The following is a 22,588-nucleotide window of genomic DNA, read 5'->3' on the forward strand; positions in this document are numbered from 1 at the left end:
GTTTCCGGGACCATATCGCAAGTTGAGAGAATTCGATACGGCACAAATCTCCACCCGACATTCTAGGTGAGCGGCAGGGTTTTCGGGGTTACCAGGTCACCTCACCCTCTGGTTTGGCCGGGAACCAGCTTTCAGGTTCCGGGTAATCCCAGTCTTCGGGGAAGTGATAGGTTTCAAATGTGGTGCCAGTGGCGTCACCGGTTTCGAAGAAGGCAAATGCGTTCTTGCCCTTCCACTTGCCTGATTGCACCAGTTTGAACCCACGTTTTTCGAACTCGGCCAGACGATCCTCCCACGGGGCGTCATTGCAGTCATAGGCCACGTGGTGAAAAGCGGTGCCGTTCTTGTCCAGGAAATCCTTGAAGATCGAGGAGCCCCAGAGCGGCTCCATCAGCTCCCAGATCATGTTGCCGGATTTGGCAAAACACACTTTAAGTGCGAATTCGCACGGCTCGCCCTTATAGGTCTGATCGGTCACGTTTTTCGGCGAAAACTCGTACACTGCCCAGGGTCCTATCCCCAGTCGGCACAGTCCTTCCATGGTTTTCACATGATCATCGGTGACAATCGCCAGCTCGACCACATTGCCCATGAAGGTGTTTGACAGCGTTTCGTCACTGGTGACTTCGGGCAGGTTCGAAAGGATGTCTTGAGGTAGGTTTGTCATCGGCATTTCCATCATTGTAAACCACGGCATCGCAGCCCTTGAACCAGTCTTGAACCGGAGTGTCGGACTTGTCACACGATGATATGTCATGCTGGACGTGAGAGATTTTCATCTACGCCCTTTGGGAACCCGGTTTCGCCGCTGCAAGGATGGACAATGCGATTTTCCTTCAGTCTGACCTGAGATTTCCTCAGTTTCCGATGGCGTCAGTATAGTGTGTCTTTGGGTGCAACAAATTGATCAACAAGGATTGCGCCATGAAGGATTCCTCCTTTGACCCCGGACAGCCCGACGGCACCAACCAAAGCCTTGGTCTTGGTCTGCCGGATGGCGGCACGCCAGAACTGGGTACCACCTACGAAATCCCCGCCCGTTGCGGGCGGGCCGTTCGAGTCAAAAAAGGGCAGGTGCTGACGGTCTCGAACCCGGCGGGCTATCAGGTCTGTGATTTCTGGATATTTAACGCCAACGACATCGAGGAATATAGCTCGATGGAGCACCTGCACACTTCGCTTCTGTCGATCTTTCCCAAGGCGGGTGATGGCGTTGCATCAAATCTACGCCGGTCGCTGATGACGATCACCGAAGACACTTCGCCCGGCATCCATGACACCGTAATCGCAAATTGCGATCACGCCCGTTACAAACAGCTCGGCCTGACGGAATACCATGAGAACTGCGCCGACAACCTTCGTCAATCGCTGATTGCAATCGGTCTGCGCGCCCCTGCGATCCCTGCGCCGTTCAACCTTTGGATGAATGTGCCGGTTGGCTCCGATGGCGGCCTCAGCTTTCAGCCACCTGTGGCTAAGCCGGGGGACTATATGTCGTTCAAGGCGGATATGGATGTGATCGCGGTGATGTCCGCCTGCCCGCAGGATGTGACACCAGTGAATGGCGAGGGCACCTCGCCCGCCGGTCTGACATTCCGGGTCGATGGGTAATCCGTGATGGCGGACATGCTTCTCTGGGGTCGGTGGGTTGTTGTCTCGGCAGATGATGTGCGCGAGGACAGCGCCGTTTTGCTGCGCGGCGGTCGTGTGGCCGAGATCGGCAAGGCGCCCGAGATGCGCGCGCGTCATGCAGGTATCCCCGAACATGGTGGGGCGGATTGCACCATCCTGCCGGGGCTGATCAACGCGCATCACCATTGTTATGGGATCGAGCTGGTCAATCAGAAAGTTAAAGATGACTTTCTGGAGCCGTGGATGTTTTGCGGTCCTTCCATGGTTGGGTTGTCGCCCTATCTGTCCTCGGCCCATTCGGCGCTGCGGCTGCTGAAAACCGGGGTGACAGCCGTGGTCGACATGTGCTCGGCCGGGGTGACGCGGGAAAGCGGAGAAGTGCGGCTGCTGGAAAAGGCTCAGGCCTATCGCGACGCCGGTCTGCGCGCGGCCATCGCACCCGGTGAACGTTGGCAGAACCGGATCGTACATGGCGCCGGGGAAGAGGCCGGATTTCTGGCCACCCTGCCGCAAAATCTGCGCGATGATCTGGCCCGCAACGAGGCGGGGCGCGCGCGATTGAGCCCTGATGCCTATTTCGAACTGATGGCTGCGCTGGTGCCGCAGGGCGACGGGTTGCGCGACTTCTGGTTTGGGCCCACCGGCCCGCAATGGACCCCAGACGCAGTTCTCGCCCGTGTCGCGCAAGAGGCCGAGCGGCTGGACACCCGCATCCAGACCCACGCATTGGAAAGCTTTTACGAAGGGCTGGAAAGCCAGCAGATCCGCGGCAAGCATCTGATGCAGCATTTCGCAGATCAGGGGATTCTGTCCGAGCGGCTGTCCCTTGCTCATGTGGTTTGGGCCGGGCCGCAGGATATCGAAGAACTGGCCCGCAGCGGCGTTCAGGTCAGTCACAATCCCAGTTCGAACCTGCGGCTGCGCTCGGGCGTGGCACCGATTGCCGACATGTGCGGCAACGGGGTCAGCGTTGCGTTGGGGATGGATGGCACCACGCTGGGCGGGGCCGAAGATATCTTTACCGAGATGCGTCTGGCACTGGCGTTGAACACGCCGCCGCACCGTTCGGCCAAAGCGCTGAACGCTCGCGATGTGCTGGCGCTGGCCACCCAAGGTGGGGCCCGGGTTCTGGGCCGTGCCCATGAGTTGGGACAGCTTCAACTGGGCTATTGCGCCGATGCCGTGGTTCTGGACCTGAGCCGACCGATGTCACCCTGGTGTGCGCCGGATGTGGACCCGATCGAGCTGATCGTAGGTCGCGCAACCGCCGCTGATGTGCGCGACGTGATCGTGAACGGCGCGCTGGTGGTCGCCCATGGCACCGTGACTGGCCTGAACGAAACTCAGCTGCTGCAAAAACTGCGCGCTGAGCTGGAGCAGAGCCCGCCCGATGACGCGGCGCTGACACTGGCACGCAACCTACGCCCCTATCTGCTGGATTGGTACGCCCATTGGGAACAGGCCGGAACTGTCCCGGTCACCCGCTATGGCGCGCCGTTCCCGATGCACAAAACATCGCCTCTGGCTGCACGGACCCCCGCACCCAAGGTGAAACTAGGAGAGGTAACATGATCCGCAATCCAATCAAATGGCCGAATGGTGCGCGCTGCGCCTGTGCGATCAGCTTTGATATCGACGCTGACAGCCTGATCCACATCTCGCGCCCCAAGGACGGGCATGACCGTCTTTATCCGATCTCGATGGGGCGGTATGGCCCCACCGTGGCGATCCCGCGTATTCTTGAGACCTATCGCAAATTCGGCCTGAAGCAGTCCTTCTTTGTACCGGGCTGGGTAGTCGAGCAATACCCGGACACGATGGAGATGATCCTGAAGGATGGTCATGAGATTGGCCATCACGGCTATTTGCACGAAGACCCGACCGCCCATGGCCCGGCCGAGCAACGCGAATGGTTCGAACGCACTTTGGACAGCCACAAACGGGTCATCGGCAATACACCCAAGGGTTATCGCGCGCCGGTTTATAATGTGAACCAGTCAGTGATCGATCTGATGATCGAACACGGGTTCGAATACGAAAGCTCGCTGATGGCTGACGATATTCCCTATTTGATGAAAACGGCCAAGGGCTCTTTGGTGGAACTGCCGGTTCATTGGGGCACTGATGACTGGCCGCCCTTCGCCCATTACGACGAAATCGGATACATGATGCCTGTCGCGAGCCCCAGCCAGGGTCTGGAAGGGTTCTGGGAAGAGTTTGAGGCACAATACGAAGCCGGTGGTTTCTGGCTGGCCATCTGGCACCCGTTCCTTACGGGCCGTCTGGCGCGCTGGCGGCAGGTCGAGCGATGGCTGGAGGCCGTTCTGCAACGGGGAGACATCTGGTTTGCTCCGATGCATGAAATCGCTGCCCATGTCCGGGCCGAGGCCGCCAAAGACCCCAACGCCGTACGTGTTGAGCGGCTGCCTTATTACACCAAACCTGTCCTGTTCTAATGACTCTAATGACGGCTCAGGATACTTTAGCTCGCGCGATACAGCGTGCGGGCCGGGAAGATGCGACCGATCTGTTCCTGCATCTGGGAGTGGATGCGGCCCAGAATGTGGCGCGGCGGCTGGATGCTACTGACGCCGCCTACCCGCTGGATGGAGCTGTGGTGATCCTCAAGGGCAATATCGACATTGAAGGCCTGCCCACCACCGCGGGCACTCGCACCTTTCAGGCCCAACCCGCGCCCGGATCGGCCCCGTTGGTGGACCGGATCGTGGCTGCGGGCGGCGTGCCGTTGGGTCATGTGAACATGTCGGAATATGCTTATAGCGGGTTAGGGTTGAACCCGCATTTCGGTACACCTGTCAATGGCTTGGATGCGGATCTGGTTCCGGGTGGATCATCCAGCGGATGTGCCTCGGCCATTGCGCTGGGGATCGCGGATCTGGCGGTGGGGTCTGACACGTCAGGCTCGACCCGCGTGCCCGCGGCGTATCAGGGCATCTATGGCTATCGCCCCAGCATGGGCCGCTATGACGTGACCGGTGTCTTGCCACTTGCCCCGTCATTGGACACACCCGGCCCGATGGCGTGGGATATTGCCGGGATTCGGGCTTTGGATGCCGTTCTGCGCAAAGTGGCAACGTCGCGCGATGCAAAGCCAACGCGTATCTTGATCCCTGACGCCGACAGCCTTGGGCCGATAAGCCCGCAAATCGCGGCGCTTTTACCCCAAGCGCAAGCCGTGTTGGAGCAGGCCGGGCACAAGGTAGAGACCGCGCCCGTTCCCGTGTTTCAGCATGTGCGAGAGCTGTTCGTGCGCGAAGGCACGCTGGTTGCAGCTGAGGCTCCCGATGTACTGTCGCAATTCACGGCGTTCGATCATCCTGATCTGGACCCGAATGTGCGCCGCCGCATCGCGCAGGGCATGCCGTTCGATCCGGGCAAGCTGGCCTTGTTGCAGACTGCTCGTGCAGGGTTCCAATGCGAAATGGACAACCTGCTGGGCGACGCTCTGATGTTGATGCCAACAGTGCCCGCGCCGCCGCCTGCCATGTCCGCCATTGTCGCCGATCCTGATCGTTTCGCCAGTGAAAACGCCAAGGCGCTGAGCCTGACTATGCTGGGTGCATTCCTTGATCTGCCGTCGCTGGCCATGCCGGTGGCCGGGCGCCTGCCGGGGCAATCCCTGACGCTGAGCGCTGCAACCGGACGGGATGATGTGCTGTTGCAGGTCGCCGAGGCTATCGCCCAGCCGCTGTTAAACCTTGAAACCGGAGTTGCCGCATGAGTGACGAAACCCAAGTTGCCCAGGACCGGGCCGAGATTGCGCAGCTGATCAAACGCCAGTTCCGATCCTTATGCTGGGATGAGGCCACGCCGCCGGACCTGATGGCGCTGAACGCGACCTATGTCGAAGGCGCGAACCTCTTTGCCTCTGCCCGTCCTGCCAAGGGGCAGACCCCGCAGGCCTTTGGCGAACGAATGGCCCGGCTGCGCGACGACGGAACCATCCCCGTTTTCGAAGAAAAGGGCGTGGGTCTGCATATCTGGGTCGCAGGCAACGTGGCCGTGGCCATGGCGGGGTGCGAAATGCACGAAAACCGCGGCGAAATCACCGAAGATATCAGCGCCTTTCTGCTGGTCAAAAACCCCGATGGCTGGGCCATTGCTTCACAGGCCTGGGACATCCTGCCTTCGATCGCACAAGCCTTTGCTGCAACCGGCCTAAGCGCAGACCGGTTCGAAATCTGATCCCCCCTGACATAATTTGGAGACCCTCGATATGTCGAAAAAACTATTGGTCGTGCATTCAAGCGCCCGTGAAAACCGTTCGCTCACCCGTGATCTGGCACAGACTTTCGAAGACAGTTGGACCGCGTCCGGTGGTGGCGCAGTGGCCCACCGTGACGTGGGCGTGAACCCGCCCGCCATCATCTCGGAGGCCTGGATTGACGCCTGCTTTACCGATCCGGCAGAGCGTAGCGACGCCCAGAACGCCGTTCTGGCCGAATCCGACGAACTGGTGGCCGAAATCGTCGACGCTGATGTCATCGCGCTGTGCGCGCCAATGTATAATTACTCGATGCCCGCCGCGCTGAAGGCCTGGTTTGACCTGATCGCGCGGATCGGCGTGACCTTCAGTTTTGATCTGGCTCGTGGCGATGTGCCGATCGAGCCGATTCTGAGCGGTAAGAAACTGGTGGTATTGTCTTCGCGCGGCGAGTTCGGCTTTGCCGAAGGCGGCGAGCGTGCGCATCTAAACGGGCTGGACCCGGCAATCCGCGCCAGTGCGCATTACCTGGGTGCCGACGCCAACGACATGGAAACCATCGCCATCGAATATCAGGAATTTGGCGATGCAAGGTTTGACGAGTCCGTCGCTAAAGCTCAGGCACGCACCAAGGACGTTGCCGCACAAGTAGCGGCCTGACCCTTGTGGCCGTTTTAACCATCTCCCGACAGCGGCCCCACGCGGGTCTCTGTCGTTCATTTCGGGCTGAAAAAACAGACCGATAGGCGGATATTTCAGGCGTGTCGAGCAGGGCTCATCCCCGGCCTGAATTAATCTCGTTTGAGATTGTCCCCCCGTCCTATGCACACTTGCGCCATCCAACAGAGGAAGAAACGTGATGACAAACAAACAGACGCTCAACCGTCGCCAGTTCATCAAACGCTCAACCGCGACCGGGGCGCTAGCGGCGGCTCCGGGGCTTTATGCTCCGTTCGTTCATGCCCAGGCGGAACCGCTCAAGATCGGGTCGTGGGGCGGATTCTTTGAAGAAGTTCTAGCCGACAAGCTATATCCTGAATTCACCGCCGCCACGGGGATCGAGGTACAATCCATCGGCACACCCAATGGCGATGCGCAGGTGGTGCAGCTGGCGCAGGCAATCCGGGCGGGCAATGTGCCGCTGGATGTCTCGGCTCTGATCCCGATTCCGATGGTGCGTGCCACCAATGCAGGCATCATCGAAGAGCTGGACATGTCTCGCATTCCCAACGCCAAATACCTGCCCGAAGTGCAGGGCATCAGCGAAAGCACCGATGGCAATCCCAATGGCGTGGCGTGGTTCTTTTACTTCAACATCCTGGTCACCCTGCAAGAAGACTATCCGGAAACCCCCACCAGTTGGAAAGAACTGTGGAACCCCGCCAATGCCGGCCTTGCCGGTGTGATGGCCCAGCCCGAGATTTCGAACATTATCGACATCACCGCCGCAACCTATTTCGGAGGGCCGGATATATTGCAGACCAAAGAGGGCGTGCTGGAAGTGCTGGCCAAAGTGGCCGAGCTGAAGGATACCGTGGCCCTGTGGTACCGTGACGAGGCGCAGTTCCAGAACGGGCTGGAAACCGGTGAGCTGCCAATTGGCATCTATTACAATGATGTGGCCACCGTGGCGCAGGCCGAAGGTATCGAGATTGACCGCATCTTCCCCAAGGAAGGCGCCGTCAAGAACCCGGCCTATTGGGGCATCTCCAAAGGCACCGCGCTGCGCGATCAGGCGCATGAGTTCCTGAACTATACGCTGGATCCATCGGTGCAGTCGCTGCTGGCGCGCAATTTGGGCGGTGGCCCCGTTGTACCTAAGGACACCACTGATCTGACCGATGAAGAATGGGATCAGGTCTCGACCAGCAAGGACACGATTGCGCCTGCCTATCACCTGTACACCGATTGGGGCGATTGGACCGCGACCGAGTTCTCGCGCGCGATTTCCTGACATAACCGACCAAGGCCCAAGAAAATGACCACTCTCACTCTGGAACATGTCTGGAAACGCTTCGGCAGTTTTGAAGCGCTGAAAGACATCAACCTCAATCTGCCTTCGGGTAAGATGATCACCTTTCTTGGGCCCTCGGGCAGTGGAAAAAGTACGATGTTCAGGCTGGTTGCCGGCCTGGACGACACCACCGAAGGCACCGTTCGGTTCGATGGCGAGGATGTCACCAGACTGCCCGCTCATAAACGCAATGTGGGCATGGTGTTTCAGAATTATGCCCTGTTTCCGCATCTGAACGTGTGGGAAAATATCTCTTACGGGTTGAAGCTGCAAAAACGGCCCAAGGCCGAACGCCGGGCCCGGGCCGAAGAATTGCTAGATCTTATCAAGCTACCGCATATCGCGGATCGGTCGATCAAGCAGCTGTCGGGCGGGCAGCAGCAACGAGTGTCCATCGCGCGCGCGCTGGCGATGGAGCCGCGCCTGTTTCTACTGGACGAGCCGCTGTCGGCGCTAGATGCCAAGCTGCGCGAGCATATGCAGGCCGAGCTGTGCGATCTGCAGCAGACACTGGGCATCACTACTATCGTCGTGACCCATGATCAGCGCGAGGCGATGACCATGTCGGATGTGGTCGTGGTGATCGATCAGGGTGAGGTGCAGCAGGTGGGATCGCCGCTGGAGATCTATCGCAAACCGGCCACGCCCTTTGTGGCGGATTTCGTCGGCAGCTCGACCCTGCTGGAGGGGATCGCCCGCAGTGACGGGACGTTTGAATTCAACGGGCAGAGCCTGAAAGTGACCGCGCCCGACTGGGCCAGCCGGGATCTGACACCGGGCCTTTTGTGCCTGCGCCCCGAGCAGTTACACCTTGCACCGCGATCCGCACAGACACCCAACGCGATAGATGTGGATGTCAGCCTGATCCGGGACCTGGGCTCCGAGATCGAAGTGCAGGCTAGGGCAGGAGAGTATGAGTTTCTGGTCAAGGAATCCTCGGGCCAGCCGCTGGGCTATGGCGTGGGCGACAAGATGCGGCTGCACATCCCCGAAACCGCGCATCTGATACGGGCCTAGGTTGATGACAGTGCAAGACACCACAATTCTCCGCCCCATTCCCCGGTTCCGGGGCGTCGATCACAAGACCCTGATCCTGATCCCGCCGGGGATCATGTTGCTGGTTTTTTTCCTGTGCCCGTTTCTGATCATGGGAGCGGTCAGTTTCTATTACCGGGTGCCGGACGGTTTTTACGAGCCCGATTTCGTACTGGCCAACTATGCCGCATTTTTTGATCCGGTCTTTCTAACCGCATTGGCGCGGTCTTTAACCCTTTGTGCCGTGATTTCCGTGGTCTGCGTCAGCCTGGCGATGCCGTTCACCTATCTGGTGTCGCGGATGCGGCGGGGTATTCAGGTGCCCATCGTCATCCTGCTGCTGTGCATCCTAACACTGTCCGAGGTCATTCTGGGCTTTAGCTGGACCATACTGCTGTCGCGTACCGCCGGGGTGTCCAACGTTTTGGTCTGGCTAGGCATTCTGGACAGGCCCGTGTCCTATTACCCCAGCCGGATTGCGATCATGATCGCCATGCTGCATTTCTGTTTCCCGTTCGCGGTGTTGACGATCTATCCGCCGATCTCACGCTTTGACCGCAGCCTGCCCGAGGCCGCCGCCACCCTGGGCGCAGGCCCGATCCGTGCCTTTTTCACTGTTGTGATTCCGGCGCTGCGCGGCACGATCATTTCGGCGCTGGTGCTGGTCTTTGTCTTTGCGCTGGGGGCTTATCTGTTCCCGCAGATGCTGGGCCGACCGGCGGATTGGACCCTGTCGGTGCTGATCACCGATCAGGCGATCTATAAGTCCAACATTCCCTTTGCAGCCGCTATGTCCGTGTTCCTGTGCCTCATCTGCTTTGCTCTGATCGTCGGCGTCGGCAAACTGACCAAAAAATCCGAGGGCTGATCCATGAACAACCATCTTGGAAAACTTTATGTCTTTGGGATCGCCCTGTTTCTGATGCTGCCCCTCATCGTAGTTGCCGGGGTATCGTTCAATGAAAAGAAGCGGCTTTATTTCCCACCGCGCGGCTTCACGCTGGACTGGTACAAGAATGTGCTGAACAGTTCCGAATGGCTGGGCCCGATCGGCACGAGTCTGACGGTGGCGGCCATTGCCACCATCGTGGCAGTCTGCATCGCGCTGCCGATCAGTTTCATGATGTGGCGTCACGGGGTGCTGTTTGCCAAGGCGCTCTTCGGCCTAGGGCTGGTGCCCTTCATGTTGCCGCCGGTCACCTCGGCGCTGGGGTTCCTGATCTTCTGGTCCGAGATTGGCGGCTATGGTTCGTTCTGGGCCACCACAATCTCGCATTCGGTGTTTCTGGTGACGATCCCGCTGATGATGATCTCGCTAGGTCTGGAAACCATTGATGACGCCTATCTGGACGCGGCCTCATCCCTTGGGGCCAGCGAGGGCGAAATCTTTCGCACCGTGATCCTGCCCCTGATCCTGCCGTTTATTTTTGGCGCCTCGGCCTTTTGCTTTGTGCTCAGCATGAATGAATACATCATCGCCTTTATGGTTGCGGGCTTCACGGTTGAAACCCTGCCAATCAAGGTGGTGAATTCGCTGCGCTATGGCTATTCGCCCGCGATGGCGGCGGTGTCGGTCTTTGCGGTGCTGGCGGCGGCGGGGCTGTTCCTGACCGTGGCCCGGTTTGGCGACCTTTTGAAAATGGTTGGTGCGCTCGACAAGTCGGACTAAGCGCCCGCCACCCCATCCCATAGGAGCTTATGATGCGTGCAGATCTTCCGCCCGCCAGTTTTCAAACGCGCGTACGCGTTGACGATCCAAGCCTGGAAAATCCATTTGAATGGCGCAGCACCACAGCGCAGGAGCTGTGCGCGGGTCGCCGGATCGTCATCTTTGCGGTCCCGGCCGCGTTTTCACCTACCTGTTCTGATGAACACCTGCCGGGTTTCGAAGCGCTTTATGATGACATCCGTGCTCAAGGTATTGACGAGGTCTATTGCCTGTCGGTCAACGACGCCTTTGTCATGTTTCGCTGGGGTCAGGCGCTGGGGATCGAAAAGGTACAGATGATCCCTGATGGCAACGCCGATTTTACCCGCAAGATGGGTATGTTGGTCGAATACACGGCCGACGGGATGGGGCTGCGCAGTTGGCGTTATGCCATGGTTGCGAAGGACGGGCAGATCGAGTGCCTGTTGTCCGAACCCGGTTTTGACGACAATGCCTCAGACGCGCCGATGATGATGTCGGATGCAGGGTCGATGCTGTCGTGGCTAAAGTATAACTCAAGGGTATAGGCGTTTATTAATGGAGCTTTTTGCATGACGCATTACTGGATGATCCTGATCCTAGCCGGTGCATTTGAAATCGGCTGGCCCATTGGCCTTAAGAACGGATCGGGCGAGAATGGTTTGAACTGGTATTGGATCGCCTTTGCTGTCAGCAGCATGGCGCTCAGCGGGTTGTTCCTGTTTCTAGCGCAAAAGGCTATTCCAATTGGCACGGCCTATGCCGTCTGGACCGGGATCGGCGCGGCGGGCACATTTCTGATCGGAGTGATGTTTTACGCCGAGGCCGCAACCGTTGGGCGGATGCTGGCGCTGACACTGATTGTCTCGGGCGTGGTTTTGTTCAAGATCAGCTCGTGATTCTGAGGCGCTGGCAGACCCATCGGGCTGCCAGCGCCATTGCCTCAAAGGGTCAGTCGGCCAAAGCAGCGCGCGCTGCGCTCAGCAATGGTTTCGCCGCTGGTCGGAACCAGAACATCGCTGAGGCCAAAACGGTTGATCTCTTCCGGCGACATCCAGTGCACGGCGTCGGGGCCTGCAACCTCAAGCGTGAACCAATAGAAATCGTGGCTGATGCCGATGTTGTCGTAGAATTTCAAGTAGAGTTGGTGTTCAGGTGCATCGCGGGGCAGTTCGGCACCAATATCCACCGGCAGACCAAAGACACCCGCGGCCCAGCTATGTACCCCCACACACGCGCCTGGTTCGATCACGTGACGCCGCCCCATCAGGGCCATGTCAGTTCCACCCGAGGCAACGATACCGTCCGATGGGACAATGGTATCCAGATTCTCTGCGCGGATATAACGGGAAAGTTTGGACAGCGAGGCCTCGTCATTGGCCGATCCCGGTACGTTCTGCAGCGAAATGGTCGAAATCCTAGAGGTGCCTTGTCGTGCCTCTTGTATCACTTCTAACGTGGTCTCGTTGATGATGCCGGTCAGAACGAACTGATCCCCACGGGTGACGATCTTTGTCTGCGGATAACCGCAGGCTGTCAGCAGGGTCAGCAAGGCCGCCGTGATTGGGAGTTTGAATGACATGATCAGACACATCCCTTCGACCGTTGGACGTCGGCCAAAATGCGCAGCCGATCTTCAAGGTCATCGACCTCAAACTCTGCAATGTCACTGTCCAGCAGAATATCCTCGTCATTGGTCACAATTCCGGCGATTGTGCTGACGGCGAAATCCGCATTGGCCTGGTCCAGCCGATATTGCAACGCGCCCTGTTCCTGCGCCAGTGCCGTGCAACTGCGGGATTGATATTTGGCGGCGATCTCTTCAGGGGCCTCGCAGGCGGCCAGGCCAAGGAACAACCCGCCAGCGGCAATCAATTTCATGTTCATACTCAGTTGCCTCATACTTGGAATTGGTTACGTGAACGGGGTCAGCCTTAGTCCGAAATGCAGAAAAAACCATTCAACGTGTGATCAATACAGCGTGAGGTTCCGATGACCGGGTGCCGCTGACCGCCAATCGCTGAACCCGCCCAAGCAGCCGGGGATTCTCGGGACGGAAAAACGGCTAAGCGTGCTGATAGCCAGTTTTGAATTCAGTGCAAAACGTGACCGTAAGATACTGATTATTAACCTTTCTCTTCACAGCACCTCCCCGCTCACGCATTGGCTGAGCTTTTCTCAGTTGCTGGAATCTGTGGCTGGGCAATTCTGTTTGCATAACTTGCACCCACAAAAACCGGGGTGTGTCACGCTTAACAGGGAATACGCATCGTGACCGATCTTGCCAAACTCAGTGCCACCGAAACAGCGCTTGCCATCCGCGAGCGCCGGGTTTCAGCGACCGAGGTGATGGATGCTGCCATCAACCGTATCGAAGCGGCGAACCCCAAGTTAAATGCGTTTGTCTTCACTGCTTTTGACGAAGCCCGCGATGAGGCGAAAAAAGCCGAAGAGGCCGTCGCGCGTGGGGATGCATTGGGGCCGTTGCACGGTGTACCGACCGCGATGAAAGACCTGTTCGACTTCAAGCCCGGCTGGCCCAGCACTCTGGGTGGTATTCCGCAGCTCAAGGAAAACATCGCCGATATGAAATGCGGCTTTGTGGACAGCATGGAAGCAGCGGGTGCGATCTTTGTGGGCAAAACCAACAGCCCCGCGATGGGGTTTCGTGGCACCACGGACAATGCTGCGTTTGGCCCGACCTGTAACCCGTTTGATGTGACCCGCAATCCAGGGGGGTCCTCGGGTGGATCCGCTGCGGCGGTCGCAGCGGGACTACTGCCCGTGGCCGAGGGCACGGATGGCGGGGGTTCGATTCGTATTCCAGCGGCGTGGACCAACACCGTGGGATATCGCGCCTCGGCCGGGCGCACGCCTCTGCTGGTACGTCCGAACGCATTTGCCAATACGCTGCCATACATCTTTGAAGGCACAATCTCGCGCAATGTGGAGGACGCCATCGTCAGCCTTGGAGTGCTGCAGGGCGCTCATCCGGGTGATCCGAACTGCTATGATATGGTCAATAATTTTGCCGATGCAGGTCTGGCTGGGATTAAGGGCATGAAGATCGGGTTCAGTCCCAACCTGGATGTCTTCCCGGTCGAGGGCGAGGTCGCAGATGTGGTGGCAGATGCCGTAAGGGTTTTCGAACGGGCCGGTGCCGAAGTAGAAGAAATCAAGATCGGCCTGACCCGCGATCAGCGCGAATATAGCGACATCTGGTGCCGGTTGTTCGTTCCCATCATGCGCCACAGCTTTGATGCGATCAAAGCCAGCGGTCTGGACCTGCTGTCGGACGAACATCGCCATGGGCTGGCCCCTGATCTGCTGGATTGGATCGAGCGCGTCGGACCGGGCTACAGCGCGGATGACCTGTATCGCGACCTCTCGGTCCGGTCCGAGGTGTTCGATGCCTATCAAGCGACATTTGCGAAATATGATCTGATCGTATCGCCCACTGTGACGGCGATGCCTGTAAAGAACACCGATGACGGCAACACCAAGGGCCCGAGCCAGATCAACGGCATCGAGATCGACCCGCTGATCGGCTGGTGCCCGACCTTCCTGACCAACTTCACGGGCCACCCGTCCGTGTCGGTTCCGGCGGGTCTTGGGACCTCGGGCCTGCCGGTTGGGCTGCATATTGCAGGTCGCCGTCAGGCTGACCGTGACGTGCTGGCTGCGGCCGCGGCGTTTGAACGCCTGCGCCCCTGGACGCAGCATTACGACCGGATCGCCCTCTAACTCGACTGTTCCTCTCGGGTCGGCATCTTGTTTGCCCTGCGCTGCAGGGTGCCGGCCTCCCTATGTCTCATCCAACAGGAGAAAAACGATGAAAACCACTTTGAAAGCTCTTGCCCTTTCGGCTGCAATGGTCGTTGGTGTCGCCACCACCGTGATGGCCGATACGCGCCCGATCACCGATGCGGTGATCGTCGAATATCTGGAGTTTAACCTGGTCGACGGCGCAAACCCCGATGAGTTCCTGCGCGAAACCCTGGCCATGGACGAAGTTCTGGAAGGCTATGACGGGTTTGTCGCCCGCCATCTGGCCCGGAACACCGATGGATCATGGGTTGAGGTTGTTTACTGGACCTCGCTGGAAACCGCCGAAGCCGCTTTGCCGCGCTTCGTCGAAGATCCGCGAACCAAAGGCTTCCTGGCGCTGGTCGATGGCGACTCGCTGTCGGTGAAATATTCCAACGTCTTTGATTTCTGACGCCACTGACGCGGCGCAGATCCTGCGCCGCATCCATCAATAATGGATCGCGGAAACCGCGGCTTCTCCCCCATCGCGCAACAGGGAACACCATGAAAAACCTAGCCAAGAAAATCGCCTTTAGCATCGCGCTAGCTTCTGCTGCCGGCATCGCAAGCGCCGATGACATCAGAGATGTCAGCATCGATCAGATCCGTTCTGCTGCCTCGAATGCCTGCGAAGGTGGACAGACCTATCAGATCGCCTATAGCCACTCGGTCTCGGAAGTGGCCATTGTAAAACAGGTGCGCCGCTTTGCGGATGAACGCGCCACTGATCTGGGCTGTGTCACGGTTCTGCATGACAACACGCAAGGCAACAATCTGGAACAGCAGATCAACGCGATTCAGGGTTGGATCACGCTCGGCGTGGACGCAATCGTTGTGCTGCCGGTTGAACCCACCGCCTTGCAGCCACTGCAACGTCAGGCGCAGGCGCAAGGGATCAAATGGCTGACCTATCTGGGCAAGATGGACGGGTCCGACGGGTTTGTCGGATTTGACCATGCGCAATCGGGTCAGATCATTGCGCAGGCCGCCGTAGACTGGGCCAAGGCCAATGATGTCGCCGATGCCAAGGCACTGGTCACCACGCTGACACCGTTGCCATCGCTCAGCCCGCGCTGGACCGAAGTCACCCGGCTGTTTGAAGAGAACGGGATCGAAGTGGTCGCCGAACAGGACGCTGCCGATCAGACCAATGGTCTGCGTGTGGCTGAAACCGTACTGCAGCAATATCCCGATCTCGACATCATTATCGGCATGGCAGATGACGCCGCCGTTGGTGCATTGCGCGCGATCCGTCTGGCGGGTGCTGACCCCGATGACATGTTTGTGGGCGGCCAGGACGGCTCACTCGAAGGGTTGTCGGCGGTGAATGATGGCGGGGCCTATCGTGCTTCGGCAGCGATCCTGATCAATGAATTGGGTGCCAATATCGTCGATCTTGCCCTGAATGCGGTCCGCGAAGTCGAGCCCAGCTTTGCCTATACCCCCACGGTTTTGGCCAGCAAAGCCGATCAAGATCAGCTGGACAAGCTGCTGGCGAACTATGCCAACTGATGCGCTACCGACGAGGAGTTAAGCAATGACCGCACCTGCACGACTTGAGGTCAAAGACCTCCGCAAGTCCTACGGATCGGTTGTCGTCCTCAAAGGTGTGGATCTTGCAGTGGAGGCCGGCCAAGTGCTGGCCTTCCTTGGCGCCAACGGGGCCGGGAAATCCACCCTTCTGAATTGCGTGAGCGGAGCACAGGATGCGGATACAGGCGATATCCTTGTCGAAAGCGCATCACTACGGGGGTTAAACCCCCGGCAGGTTCAGGATCAGGGCGTCGCGATCATCTATCAGCACTTTCAGGTTTTTGAGGGGCTGAGTGTCGCCGAGAATATCTTTCTGGGCCATGAAATCCGGCGTGGCGGTCGTGTGGATCGCCGCGCCCAGAACCGACAGGCGCAAGAGTTGCTGGATCGGCTGGGGGTCGAGGATATTGATCCGCGCGCCGATCTGGGATCACTGGGCGTCGGTGAGCGTAAGGTGGTCGAAATCGCCCGGGCTCTGCGCTTGAAGCCGAAATTCCTGATCCTTGATGAACCGACGGCCTCACTGTCGGACAAAGAGGCCAAAGCGCTGCACGAGGTCATTCGTCAGGCCGTTGCTCGCGACGGGATCGGGGTGATCTACGTGACGCATTTCCTGGACGAGATTCACAAGATCGCGGATCAAGTCACCATCCTGCGGGACGGCCGTATTCTGTGGACCCGCCCGGTTGGCGAGGTTTCAATCGCGGATATGACGGATGCCATTTCCCCGGATGCGCTGATGACCGGGTTGGACAAGACACCGTTCCAGGCCGATGGCGCCGAAATGCTGCAGATCGAGGATCTAACCACCGATTTCGTCGGCCCCATCAACGTCGCGCTGCATCCCGGAGAAGTGCTTGGTATCTACGGGCTGATGGGGGCAGGGCGGACCGAGCTGCTGGAATGCCTGTCGGGCGCTGCCCCACAATCCGGGGGCCGCTTGCAGATCGGCGGCACCCTTCGCCGGTTTCGCACGCCACGCGAGGCGCAGGATCAAGGTGTGGCGCTGGTTGCGAGCGACCGGAAAGAGCAAAGCCTGTTTTCTAGCTTTTCCGCTGTTGAGAATCTGCTGGTTCCGCATATGGGCCGCTCGCCCATGCCGCGGATGCTGCGCAATTTCAACAGCGAGGGGTTGGCGTTTGAACGGGCAGCAAGGCGGCTGAACATTCAGCCCCCGAACCCGCGTATGCAAGGGCAGCGCTTTAGCGGTGGCAATGCTCAAAAGATCATGGTCAGCCGTTGGCTGATCGAGGGGGCAGAGATCAAGCTGCTGCTGCTGGATGAGCCGACGCAGGGTGTTGATATCGGTGCCCGGCATGAGCTGTACGAGGCGTTGGCCGAGGTCAAGCGCAAGGGCACGACCATTATCGTCGCCAGCTCGGACGCGACCGAGATCTGCCTGCTGGCAGACAAGGTCATGGTGCTGGGCCGGGGGCAGCAGGTGGCCCTGATCGATAATCCACATGACGAAGAACTGCTGATCGAACTGGCCCACAAGGCCGAACACGGGACCCAACAGGATGTCCCGGTGGGTGAGAAAGAGATGGGAGCGATGCAATGACAGATACGGGACTGACACGCGGCACAACCGGGGCTCCGCTTGAGGCCAAAGCCGAAAAAGACTGGTTTGAACTGGCGGTCGCAGCAGCTTTGCCCATGGCCATCGCCTTGTTGGCGTTGTTTTTCTACATCAAGGCGCCGGTTTTCATGACGGTGAACAACTGGATCGCGATTTCGGTCCAAGTCTCGGCTCTGATGACGATATCAATCCCGTTTGCGCTGTTGTTGATGGCAGGCAAGATCGACCTGTCGGTGGGGTCGACCCTTGCGCTTTGCGGTGTGGTCGCGGGGTTGAGCTTTGAACCTCTTGGTATAGCCGGGGCGGTGTTGCTGACTTTGGCCGTGGGTACGGTTGTCGGGCTGATTAACGGCGTGTTCGTGTCGTCGCTTGGCATGTCCCCGATCATTGTGACGCTTGGAACACTGACCCTGATCCGGGGTCTGGCGCAATGGTTGGCCCCAAACCCGATCTTTGGCTTTCCCGAAGAGTTTCTGGTCATCGGATATGAACGCGTACTCGGCTTGCCAATCCTGACATGGATCATGCTGACGGTGATCGCATTGGGCGTCGGTGTCATGGCACTGCTGCCGATTGGTCCGCAGATTGTGGCACTGGGCGTAAACAAGCGCGCCGCTTTTTTGGTGGGCTTGCGGGTCAAGGCAATAGGCATTGGCCTTTATGCAGCAACCGGGTTTTTCGTGGCCGTCGCCGCATTGATGAGCATCTCGCGTATCAACTCGGCACCGGCGGGAACACTGGGTATCGGTGTCGAACTCAGCGTTCTGACAGCCGTTTTGCTCGGGGGTATCCCGTTCACTGGAGGCAAGGGATCAGTCCTGCGCGTGGTTCTGGGGGTCTGGTTGCTAGGGATGTTGTCGAACGGGTTGATTCTGATGAATGTGCCAACAGAGTTGAGTTTGATGACAACGGGTCTCGTTCTGATTGTGGCAGCAGGACTAGATGTCTTGCGCTCTCGACGAAGTTGATCGCAGACTGAAACGATACGGCCCTTCCGCCTGCGGAGGGGTCGAACCTTATTTGGGAGGAGGTTCAATGTTGAAAAGATTGCCGCCTCTGACGAGCCTGCAAGCCTTCGAGGCCGTGTCGCGCCATATGAGCATCAAGCTGGCGGCCGAAGAACTGTTGCTGACGCCCACCGCAATCAGCCATCGCCTCAAGACGCTTGAGACGCAATTGGACATTCAGCTGTTCCATCGGCTGACTCGTTCACTGAAGCTGACGACCGAAGGTGAGATGCTGCGCCCGTTTGTAACGGACGCTTTCAGCAATCTGAAACAGGGCATCGCCCAGCTGAGCACCGACGAGGTCGAAGGCGACCTGGTCGTTACCACCACACGGTCTTTCGCCTGGAGCTGGCTGAGCCCGCGCCTGCCCAACTTCAGCCGACTCTACCCCGATTTAGAGGTGAAGGTTATCGCCTCGGATACGGTGCTGGATTTCGCCCGTTTCAGTGTGGATGTGTCCATAAGATACACGGATTCTCCGGATCCCAATGAACATGCCGCGTGGGTGCTGGACGATTATGTCACCCCGATCTGCTCGCGCCGGATGGAGAAGAAGATCCGCAAACCCGAGGATCTTCTGAGCCGCGATCTGGTGGAATATGAATGGCTGGGATTTGAAGAGGGCGACCCGAACTGGTGTGCCTGGTTCGAGTCGGTCGGCATCGACGCGACGGGCATCCGCCCCATTGCCAATTTCAGCGATGAGATCATGTGTATCGAGGCGGCGATGGACGACCGCGCGGCGGCTTTGGTCAGCGTCATTGCAGCCTCTCGTGAGATCGAACGAGGTCGCATTTCAGCACCAATCCCCAAGGTGCTGCGGGACCGAAGCTATTACCTCGTCTGCCCGATGGAGCGGGCGCAATCCGCAAAGGTCCGAGCGTTTCAGGACTGGCTGCTGAAAGAAGCGGACGTGTTTCGCGACAGCCCTTACGGCCTACGGTTCATCCCGCAGGGCGACGAATGATTCGCACATTCATATGTGGATCGCGCCAAATTTGGCGAAGTTTGCAGAATCAGCCAGCGAAACGCGCCAAATTACCCAACTCTAAAGCTGAGAAAAACTTTGCGACGGCTGAAATCTGCTCGATTGTTGGAACGGCGATGGTTCCGAATACTCCTTTCATCCAACAAGGGAGGAGCCGAAAATGGCCAAAACCACACTCACGAGACGCGCTCTACTGAAGTCCGGCGCGATCGCTGCTGGCGCACTTGCCATGCCATCGGTCGTACGTGCTCAGTCCACAACCGAGATGACAATGCTGGCCTGGTATGGACAGGCCGAGCCTGATGCTGTCGCGGCATTTGAAGAGCTGCACAACGTCAAGATCACTCCGAAATACTATGTCGGTGGTGAGCAGATGCTGGCCCTGCTGGCCCAGTCGCCTCCGGGAACATATGACCTGATCCACGCGGATGCGGAATATGTTCAACAGCTGGTATTGGCAAACTTTGTCGAGAAGCTGGATCCGTCAGATTATCACTTTGACGACTTCTATCCCGAGTTCCACAAGTTCCCCGGCCACTGGCACAATGATGAGCTTTACGCCGTCATCAGCCGCTTTGGCTTCCTCGGCATTTCGCACAATCTGGACGCGGTGTCGGTCAAAGAAGCCTCGTCTTACGACGTGCTGTGGAACGAAAAGAACAAGGACAAGGTCGGTCATTTTGACTGGCACCTGCCGAATTTGGGTGTTCTCAGCCTGCGCGACGGCAACGCAGCACCTTATGACATCGGTGGCGATGCCTGGGCCCAGCTGCAGGAAACCACGCTGAGCCTGAAGCCTCAGGTGCGCGGATTCTATGACTACGGCGGTGTTCTGTCCTCGTTGAAGTCGGGCGAAGTTACTGTGATGCCGGGTATCGGCGAATGGATCACGGGCGTTCTGCGCCGCGACGGGGCCAATGTCACCACAACCATCCCGGAACAGGGCGGCATTCAATTCACTGAAAGCTTCTCGATCGGGCGCGGTTCGAAAAAGGCCGATCTGGCGCGCAAGTTCATCCAGTACACATCCAGCCCCGAAGGGCAGTTCACACTGGCCAACCTGAACGTTTTCCCGGCGATCATCCCGTCTAAAGTTGGCTGGGAACGCATGATCAACGAAAAACCCGAAGACGCCCGCCATCTGGGCATGTTCAAGGGTGACGGCAACTCGATCGACCTGATCCGCAAGGGCCGTATCCACATCCGTCAGCTGCCTGTGCAGCAGGACTTGGCAGACTGGAATGATTTCTGGTCTGCTTACAAGAGCACCTGACCACTCACGACCTGGGTGCTCACTACTCCTCGCCATCTTTTGTTCTCCCCGATGGCGGGGATTCTCCCCAATCGCACAGACCTTTGAGAGGGCCCTGCTTTACGGGCCAGACGAGTTGCACATGACCTCTTCACTTTCCATCCGGCGGCTATCCCGCCTTGCATACGGAGGCATATGGAGCCTGCCACTGCCCCTATGGCTGGCGGGGTTCTTCCTTGGCCCCATGATACTGTTGATCTGGCTGAGTTTCTGGGACGTGAAGAATTTCCTGCTGACGCCAGACTTTCAGCTGGAAAACTGGAAGAAGATGCTTTCTGCACCCTATTTCTGGGCCGCGTACCTGCGGACCTTCATCATCGCGATCAGCGCCGCTGCGCTTGTCAGTCTGATTGCCTTGCCGTGTTCGCTTGCTATCAGCTTTTTCCTAAGCGTGCGCGCCCGGATGGTGGTGCTGGGGCTGTTTGTCGTTCCGTTTTTTACCTCGTACCTCGTGCGGGTCTATTCCTGGCAGATCTACCTGACTGAGAACGGTATCGTCATGAAGCTGCTGGCGGCTATCGGGATTGACAGCGGCAGCCTGTTGAACACGCCGCTGGCCTTGATGATCGGGTTGGTTACGCTGACGCTGCCACTGGTGATCGTGATCCAGTCGATCTCGATGCTGTCGCTGGACAAGACACTAATCGATGCCGCCTATAATCTCGGCTGCGGGCCGTGCCGGGTGCTTTTTGCCACCGTGCTGCCAGCGGTGCGCCCCGGGATCGTTCTGGGTGCGCTGTTCGCCTTTATCTTCAGCTTTGGAGATTTCGTCACCGCAACCTATCTGGGCGGCGGCAAGTTCACCACCATGTCGATCCTGATCGCGGACACGGTGAAATCCGGGCAGCAATGGCCGCGCGCCGCGGTGGTTGCGCTGATGATGATCGCGACGCTTCTGATCACCGCGCTTGCGTCCATCGCTTTTGCTTACCGGAGGACCTGATCCATGCGTGTATCAGCACTGACCCGCCGTTTGGCTGTCATCTTCATGGGACTGGCCCTGATCTTTCTCTATGCCCCGATCCTGACGAACTTTGTGTTCTCGTTGAACTCGGACCGGTTCCCGACCGTCCCGCTGGGTGGTTTCACGCTGGAATGGTATCGCCTGATCCTGGCCGACGCTCTGGTGATCGATGCGTTCAAGAACACGATCAAAATTGCGCTGGTTGTGGCTCCGATTGCCACCATCATGGGTTTTGCTGCAGCCTATGCCGACTATCGGTTCAACTTTATCGGCAAACGGCTGGTGCTGATCTTTGCTCTGATGCCGCCGTTGATCCCGCTGGTCGTGATTGGTCTGGCGATGCTGGCCTACCTGTCGCGTATCGGCTTGTCTGGCACATTGCCTGCCATCGTGGTCAGCCACATTGTTCTGACCTCTCCTTTCGCAATGGCCATCATTCGGCTGCGTTTTTCCCAAATTGATGGCGACCTGGAGTTCGCCGCCCAGAACTTGGGGGCCAGCAACTGGCGCGCCTTTTGGGAGGTGATCATCCCGTCGACCAAAACCTCGATCCTGGCCGCGTTCCTTTTGTGCATGGCCGTCAGCTTTGACGAATACGCGGTCACATGGTTCGTGGGCGGTCTGGAAGAGACCAGCTCGGTCCGGATTCTCAGCTTCCTGCAATCCGCCGTAAGCCCACGCATCAATGCCATCGGCTCAATCACATTCATCACCTCGATCACCCTGATTCTGGGGGCACAGATCCTGGTGCTGCGTCGCCTGACACGGGGGAACTCATGAACAGCCTGTCCGAAATCAAACCCGC

24 protein-coding genes are annotated in these 22,588 nt (G+C 58.5%); 21 read left to right on the forward strand and 3 right to left on the reverse strand.

Annotated elements, in window-relative coordinates; all coding sequences use genetic code 11:
• Positions 1–88 precede the first annotated feature (88 nt).
• Positions 89–667 (reverse strand): VOC family protein, encoded by a 579-nt coding sequence (locus HW561_RS14525; RefSeq protein ID WP_211198653.1) that lies wholly within the window; start codon positions 665–667, stop codon positions 89–91.
• 257 nt (positions 668–924) lie between these two features.
• Between HW561_RS14525 and HW561_RS14530 the strand changes: the two genes are divergently transcribed.
• The 12 genes from HW561_RS14530 (at position 925) to HW561_RS14585 (ending at position 11,492) form a co-directional block, all read left to right on the forward strand.
• A complete protein-coding gene (locus tag HW561_RS14530; RefSeq protein ID WP_176865999.1) occupies positions 925–1,611 on the forward strand; it encodes a DUF1989 domain-containing protein in 687 nt (228 codons plus the stop codon).
• A 6-nt stretch (positions 1,612–1,617) separates the two neighbouring features.
• Positions 1,618–3,204: an amidohydrolase family protein gene (locus HW561_RS14535; RefSeq protein WP_176866001.1), complete on the forward strand. Its 1,587-nt coding sequence runs from the start codon at positions 1,618–1,620 to the stop codon at positions 3,202–3,204.
• Complete coding sequence (locus tag HW561_RS14540; RefSeq protein ID WP_176866003.1) at positions 3,201–4,088, forward strand: polysaccharide deacetylase family protein; 888 nt, start codon at positions 3,201–3,203, stop codon at positions 4,086–4,088. The genes HW561_RS14535 and HW561_RS14540 overlap by 4 nt, the downstream gene beginning before the upstream one ends.
• Positions 4,088–5,374: an amidase gene (locus HW561_RS14545; RefSeq protein WP_176866005.1), complete on the forward strand. Its 1,287-nt coding sequence runs from the start codon at positions 4,088–4,090 to the stop codon at positions 5,372–5,374. The genes HW561_RS14540 and HW561_RS14545 overlap by 1 nt, the downstream gene beginning before the upstream one ends.
• Positions 5,371–5,838: a hypothetical protein gene (locus HW561_RS14550; protein WP_176866007.1), complete on the forward strand. Its 468-nt coding sequence runs from the start codon at positions 5,371–5,373 to the stop codon at positions 5,836–5,838. The genes HW561_RS14545 and HW561_RS14550 overlap by 4 nt, the downstream gene beginning before the upstream one ends.
• Before the next feature lie 31 nt (positions 5,839–5,869).
• Complete coding sequence (locus HW561_RS14555) at positions 5,870–6,517, forward strand: FMN-dependent NADH-azoreductase (protein WP_176866009.1); 648 nt, start codon at positions 5,870–5,872, stop codon at positions 6,515–6,517.
• 199 nt (positions 6,518–6,716) lie between these two features.
• Positions 6,717–7,811, forward strand: coding sequence for an ABC transporter substrate-binding protein (locus HW561_RS14560; RefSeq protein WP_176866011.1), 1,095 nt, complete (start codon positions 6,717–6,719; stop codon positions 7,809–7,811).
• A 24-nt stretch (positions 7,812–7,835) separates the two neighbouring features.
• On the forward strand, positions 7,836–8,888 hold the full coding sequence (locus tag HW561_RS14565; protein WP_176866013.1) for an ABC transporter ATP-binding protein: 1,053 nt from the start codon (positions 7,836–7,838) through the stop codon (positions 8,886–8,888).
• 4 nt (positions 8,889–8,892) lie between these two features.
• Entirely contained in the window at positions 8,893–9,774 is an 882-nt protein-coding gene (locus HW561_RS14570) for an ABC transporter permease (protein ID WP_176866015.1), read from the forward strand.
• A 3-nt stretch (positions 9,775–9,777) separates the two neighbouring features.
• A complete protein-coding gene (locus HW561_RS14575; protein WP_176866018.1) occupies positions 9,778–10,575 on the forward strand; it encodes an ABC transporter permease in 798 nt (265 codons plus the stop codon).
• A 32-nt stretch (positions 10,576–10,607) separates the two neighbouring features.
• Entirely contained in the window at positions 10,608–11,141 is a 534-nt protein-coding gene (locus tag HW561_RS14580; RefSeq protein WP_235962909.1) for a peroxiredoxin, read from the forward strand.
• A gap of 24 nt (positions 11,142–11,165) precedes the next feature.
• On the forward strand, positions 11,166–11,492 hold the full coding sequence (locus tag HW561_RS14585; protein WP_176866022.1) for a DMT family transporter: 327 nt from the start codon (positions 11,166–11,168) through the stop codon (positions 11,490–11,492).
• Between the two features lie 44 nt (positions 11,493–11,536).
• Here HW561_RS14585 and HW561_RS14590 read toward each other — a convergent pair whose 3' ends face one another.
• Complete coding sequence (locus HW561_RS14590; RefSeq protein WP_176866024.1) at positions 11,537–12,175, reverse strand: alpha/beta hydrolase; 639 nt, start codon at positions 12,173–12,175, stop codon at positions 11,537–11,539.
• Positions 12,176–12,177: 2 nt separating this feature from the next.
• The gene (locus tag HW561_RS14595) at positions 12,178–12,474 is read right to left on the reverse strand and encodes a hypothetical protein (protein WP_176866026.1); all 297 of its coding nucleotides are present in this window, start codon (positions 12,472–12,474) and stop codon (positions 12,178–12,180) included.
• Positions 12,475–12,864: 390 nt separating this feature from the next.
• On the opposite strand from HW561_RS14595, the gene HW561_RS14600 reads away from it, so the two are divergent.
• From HW561_RS14600 to HW561_RS14640, 9 genes are all read left to right on the forward strand, one after another.
• Entirely contained in the window at positions 12,865–14,337 is a 1,473-nt protein-coding gene (locus HW561_RS14600) for an amidase (RefSeq protein ID WP_176866028.1), read from the forward strand.
• A gap of 88 nt (positions 14,338–14,425) precedes the next feature.
• Positions 14,426–14,812, forward strand: coding sequence for a hypothetical protein (locus tag HW561_RS14605; protein ID WP_176866030.1), 387 nt, complete (start codon positions 14,426–14,428; stop codon positions 14,810–14,812).
• A gap of 92 nt (positions 14,813–14,904) precedes the next feature.
• A complete protein-coding gene (locus HW561_RS14610; RefSeq protein ID WP_176866032.1) occupies positions 14,905–15,912 on the forward strand; it encodes a sugar ABC transporter substrate-binding protein in 1,008 nt (335 codons plus the stop codon).
• A 25-nt stretch (positions 15,913–15,937) separates the two neighbouring features.
• A complete protein-coding gene (locus HW561_RS14615; RefSeq protein ID WP_176866034.1) occupies positions 15,938–17,494 on the forward strand; it encodes a sugar ABC transporter ATP-binding protein in 1,557 nt (518 codons plus the stop codon).
• Positions 17,491–18,480, forward strand: a complete 990-nt coding sequence (locus HW561_RS14620) for an ABC transporter permease (protein ID WP_176866037.1) — start codon at positions 17,491–17,493, stop codon at positions 18,478–18,480. The genes HW561_RS14615 and HW561_RS14620 overlap by 4 nt, the downstream gene beginning before the upstream one ends.
• A 67-nt stretch (positions 18,481–18,547) precedes the next feature.
• A complete protein-coding gene (locus tag HW561_RS14625) occupies positions 18,548–19,486 on the forward strand; it encodes a LysR substrate-binding domain-containing protein (RefSeq protein ID WP_235962910.1) in 939 nt (312 codons plus the stop codon).
• Positions 19,487–19,667: 181 nt separating this feature from the next.
• Complete coding sequence (locus HW561_RS14630; protein WP_176866039.1) at positions 19,668–20,780, forward strand: ABC transporter substrate-binding protein; 1,113 nt, start codon at positions 19,668–19,670, stop codon at positions 20,778–20,780.
• Between the two features lie 121 nt (positions 20,781–20,901).
• Positions 20,902–21,762: an ABC transporter permease gene (locus tag HW561_RS14635; RefSeq protein WP_176866041.1), complete on the forward strand. Its 861-nt coding sequence runs from the start codon at positions 20,902–20,904 to the stop codon at positions 21,760–21,762.
• A gap of 3 nt (positions 21,763–21,765) precedes the next feature.
• Positions 21,766–22,563, forward strand: coding sequence for an ABC transporter permease (locus HW561_RS14640; RefSeq protein ID WP_176866043.1), 798 nt, complete (start codon positions 21,766–21,768; stop codon positions 22,561–22,563).
• Positions 22,564–22,588 lie beyond the last annotated feature (25 nt).

Origin of the sequence: Ruegeria haliotis, assembly GCF_013377785.1 — a bacterium.
Taxonomy (GTDB): domain Bacteria; phylum Pseudomonadota; class Alphaproteobacteria; order Rhodobacterales; family Rhodobacteraceae; genus Ruegeria; species Ruegeria haliotis.

Coding starts and splice junctions, on each gene's coding strand:
- HW561_RS14525 (WP_211198653.1), bottom strand. CDS start 667: ATGACAAACCTACCTCAAGACATCCTTTCGAACCTGCCCGAAGTCACC.
- HW561_RS14530 (WP_176865999.1), top strand. CDS start 925: ATGAAGGATTCCTCCTTTGACCCCGGACAGCCCGACGGCACCAACCAA.
- HW561_RS14535 (WP_176866001.1), top strand. CDS start 1,618: ATGGCGGACATGCTTCTCTGGGGTCGGTGGGTTGTTGTCTCGGCAGAT.
- HW561_RS14540 (WP_176866003.1), top strand. CDS start 3,201: ATGATCCGCAATCCAATCAAATGGCCGAATGGTGCGCGCTGCGCCTGT.
- HW561_RS14545 (WP_176866005.1), top strand. CDS start 4,088: ATGACTCTAATGACGGCTCAGGATACTTTAGCTCGCGCGATACAGCGT.
- HW561_RS14550 (WP_176866007.1), top strand. CDS start 5,371: ATGAGTGACGAAACCCAAGTTGCCCAGGACCGGGCCGAGATTGCGCAG.
- HW561_RS14555 (WP_176866009.1), top strand. CDS start 5,870: ATGTCGAAAAAACTATTGGTCGTGCATTCAAGCGCCCGTGAAAACCGT.
- HW561_RS14560 (WP_176866011.1), top strand. CDS start 6,717: ATGACAAACAAACAGACGCTCAACCGTCGCCAGTTCATCAAACGCTCA.
- HW561_RS14565 (WP_176866013.1), top strand. CDS start 7,836: ATGACCACTCTCACTCTGGAACATGTCTGGAAACGCTTCGGCAGTTTT.
- HW561_RS14570 (WP_176866015.1), top strand. CDS start 8,893: ATGACAGTGCAAGACACCACAATTCTCCGCCCCATTCCCCGGTTCCGG.
- HW561_RS14575 (WP_176866018.1), top strand. CDS start 9,778: ATGAACAACCATCTTGGAAAACTTTATGTCTTTGGGATCGCCCTGTTT.
- HW561_RS14580 (WP_235962909.1), top strand. CDS start 10,608: ATGCGTGCAGATCTTCCGCCCGCCAGTTTTCAAACGCGCGTACGCGTT.
- HW561_RS14585 (WP_176866022.1), top strand. CDS start 11,166: ATGACGCATTACTGGATGATCCTGATCCTAGCCGGTGCATTTGAAATC.
- HW561_RS14590 (WP_176866024.1), bottom strand. CDS start 12,175: ATGTCATTCAAACTCCCAATCACGGCGGCCTTGCTGACCCTGCTGACA.
- HW561_RS14595 (WP_176866026.1), bottom strand. CDS start 12,474: ATGAAATTGATTGCCGCTGGCGGGTTGTTCCTTGGCCTGGCCGCCTGC.
- HW561_RS14605 (WP_176866030.1), top strand. CDS start 14,426: ATGAAAACCACTTTGAAAGCTCTTGCCCTTTCGGCTGCAATGGTCGTT.
- HW561_RS14610 (WP_176866032.1), top strand. CDS start 14,905: ATGAAAAACCTAGCCAAGAAAATCGCCTTTAGCATCGCGCTAGCTTCT.
- HW561_RS14615 (WP_176866034.1), top strand. CDS start 15,938: ATGACCGCACCTGCACGACTTGAGGTCAAAGACCTCCGCAAGTCCTAC.
- HW561_RS14620 (WP_176866037.1), top strand. CDS start 17,491: ATGACAGATACGGGACTGACACGCGGCACAACCGGGGCTCCGCTTGAG.
- HW561_RS14625 (WP_235962910.1), top strand. CDS start 18,548: ATGTTGAAAAGATTGCCGCCTCTGACGAGCCTGCAAGCCTTCGAGGCC.
- HW561_RS14630 (WP_176866039.1), top strand. CDS start 19,668: ATGGCCAAAACCACACTCACGAGACGCGCTCTACTGAAGTCCGGCGCG.
- HW561_RS14635 (WP_176866041.1), top strand. CDS start 20,902: ATGACCTCTTCACTTTCCATCCGGCGGCTATCCCGCCTTGCATACGGA.
- HW561_RS14640 (WP_176866043.1), top strand. CDS start 21,766: ATGCGTGTATCAGCACTGACCCGCCGTTTGGCTGTCATCTTCATGGGA.